This is a genomic window from Nocardiopsis sp. TNDT3 (assembly GCF_003427465.1).
Classification (GTDB): Bacteria; Actinomycetota; Actinomycetes; order Streptosporangiales; family Streptosporangiaceae; genus Nocardiopsis; species Nocardiopsis dassonvillei.
Genome location: NZ_QPFC01000202.1, coordinates 1 through 1,228 on the forward strand (window position 1 = coordinate 1; position 1,228 = coordinate 1,228).

Below are 1,228 nucleotides of genomic sequence, written 5' to 3' on the forward strand. Positions count from 1 at the left end.
GCACTGCCGCCCTCCCCGCCGTCCCCGGCCCCTTGCAAGTAGCCGTCTCGCACCCGTTCAGGATTCCGCCACATGCCGTCAAACAACATCGACACCCAGCTCAACAACATCTTCGACGAGGACAACACCCCGCACGAATTCGACGTGGTGCTGCGTGGGTATGACCGCACCCAGGTGGATGACTACGCGGCCAGCCTGCGCAACGAGCTCAAGCAGTACTCCAAGCAGGTCGAGAAGTTCAAGGCCGAGCTCAACGCCAAGAACCGCCAGCTCCAGGAGCGCGAGCGCCCCTCCTACTCCGGTCTGGGCTCGCGTATCGAGGAGCTGCTGCGCCTGGCCGAGGAGCAGGCCAACGAGCTGGTCCAGAGCGCGCAGATCGACGCCAACGACATCCGCTCGGCCGCCAAGATCGAGGCCGCCGACATGCGCGCGGCCGCCGAGTCCGAGGCCACCGAGGTGCGCGCCCTCGCCCAGCGCGAGGCCGACGAGACCCGTCAGACCGCCGAGTCCGAGGCGGAGGAGATCTCCACCACCGCCCGCCGCGAGGCCGACGAGCTCACCTCCACCACCGAGCGCGAGGTGCAGAAGAAGCGCTCCGCGGTCGACCACGAGATCGCCGAGAAGCGGGCGACCTTCGAGGGCGAGATCGCCAAGCTGCGCACCACCACCGAGCGCGAGTGCGCCCAGGCCCGCGCCGCGGCCAAGCGCGAGCGCGACGAGACCATCCAGTCGGCCAAGAGCCAGGCCGAGGAGCTGCGCAAGAACGCCGAGCGCGCCTACGCCGAGTCCGAGGCCCGGCGCACCGAGGCCGAGGACCAGTTCGAGCTCCAGCTGGCCGACCGCCGCGCCGAGGCCGAGCGCCAGGACGCCGAGCGCCTCGCCGCCGCCCAGGCCGCCACGCAGAAGATGGTCAACGAGGCCGAGGAGCGGGCCGCCAGCGCCGAGCAGCGCGCCACCAAGGCGAGCCAGCAGGCCGAGCAGACCCGCCGCGACGCCGAGAACCACGCCAAGCAGCTGGTCGGCAACGCCAAGAAGAACGCCGCCCAGATCGAGGCCGAGGCCAAGTCCAAGGCCGAGCACCAGCTCGGGGACGCCAAGTCCGAGGCCAACCGGATCATGACGGCCGCCAAGAAGGAGGTCGACGAGCTCAACCGCCAGCGCGACAGCATCCAGTCGCACCTCCAGCAGCTGCGCCAGCTGCTCGGCGGTGGCGGCCCGGCCGCCCCGG

1 protein-coding gene is annotated in these 1,228 nt (G+C 70.8%); it reads left to right on the forward strand.

Annotated features, from left to right (window positions below):
- Positions 1-72 precede the first annotated feature (72 nt).
- Positions 73-1,228: DivIVA domain-containing protein (locus DQW06_RS05520; RefSeq protein WP_117198084.1), on the forward strand; the 1,156-nt coding region annotated here is incomplete at its 3' end.